The organism is Arthrobacter sp. H5 (genome assembly GCF_000520595.1).
GTDB lineage: Bacteria > Actinomycetota > Actinomycetes > Actinomycetales > Micrococcaceae > Arthrobacter_D.
In genome coordinates, this window is sequence record NZ_AZSC01000367.1 from 1 (window position 1) to 1,446 (window position 1,446).

General features: G+C 64.6%; 1 protein-coding gene. It reads left to right on the forward strand.

The window, feature by feature from the left end:
- Positions 1–79: 79 nt before the first annotated feature.
- Positions 80–1,408, forward strand: coding sequence for an IS1634 family transposase (locus Y708_RS22260; protein ID WP_051478428.1), 1,329 nt, complete (start codon positions 80–82; stop codon positions 1,406–1,408).
- The last annotated feature ends 38 nt before the right edge of the window (positions 1,409–1,446 follow it).

Consider the following 1,446-nt stretch of genomic DNA (forward strand, 5'->3'; position numbering starts at 1 on the left):
CTAGCGGGAGTTTCCGGGATTTTCTGATTTTTGGGCGTTTCGCCCAGTATTGGCGCGGTTTTTGTAGTATTACCTAGATATGACTTCGATTGTGGGCAAGAAGCAGGACGGCAAAACGTATTACTACGCAGTGGAGTCCGCCCGGGTTGACGGCAAGCCCCGCATCGTCTCCCAGCAGTACCTGGGTTCAGCAGAGGAGGTCATGGCCAAAATTGCAGGCGCCGGGCCCGGAGGTGCCCCGGTGCGCACCGCCCACCACAGCTTCGGCGACGTCGCCGCCGTCTGGGGTGTGCTGGAGCGGCTCGGCGTGGCCGCGATCATTGATGAGGTGGTCGGCGGGACGGCCCCGGTCAAGGGTGTGTCCGTGGGTCGTTTCCTTGTCCTGGCAGCCCTGAACCGGGTGGTCGCACCGTGCTCCAAAGCACGGTTCTCCGAGTGGTGGGCCACCACGGCCGGACCCCGATTCACCCGGATCGGGGCCGCGAAGCTGGACCACCGCCGCTTCTGGGACGCCATGAACCAGGTCACCGCCGAGCATCTGGAAGCCATCAGCGCCAGGGTCGCGGCAAAGATCGTCACCGAATATGCCGTGGATACCTCGGCGGTGGCACTGGACATGACGAACTTCGCGACCTGGGTTGATTCGACCAACGAGGCCGCCCCGATTCTGGCCCGGGTCCGGTCCAAACAGAAACGCTCCGACCTGCGTCTGTTCGGCCTCGGTCTGGTCGTCACCCGCGACGGCGGTATCCCCCTGGCGTTCCACCCCTATCCGGGCAACCGGCCCGACGTGTCCGTTTTCACCCGGACCCTCGACGCGCTCACGGCTGCCATCGACACAACCGGCGCAACCGGCGCAACCGGCGGGACCGAAAGCAACGATGCGGCTGTGGTCTGTAAAGATGTGACGGTGGTTTTTGATGCCGGCCAGAACAGCGCCGCGAACTTCACCTACCTCATCGATACCGGCGCCCGCTATGTCGGCTCCACACCGCCCTCGGACCATGCGGACCTGTTGGCCGTACCGGCCGGCAAGTACGCGCCCGTCGACGGTTTCGACGGGCTGAGCGCCTACGAGGACACCAAAACCGTCTACGGCCAGCCCCACCGTGTCGTGTTGACCCATTCCAAAACCCTGCACGCGGGACAGTCCCGCGGATTCGATCAGACCCTGGCCAAGGCCACCGCCGGCCTTGATGAGCTCGCCGCGACTCTGGCCCGGGGAAAAACCCGCCGCAGCAAGGAGGCAGTGAACACCGAAATCGCCCGGATCACCCACAACACCTGGGTCAAGGAGGTCCTGACCGTGACCGTCGCCGGTGAGAACCCCAAAGACGTCTCACCTACCAGACCAAGGGAGGGGCCCGGGCGGCGTTGGAGCGGCGCGTGTTCGGCAAACGCGTCCTGATCACCAACCAGCAGAACTGGACAGTCGCCGAAGTCGTC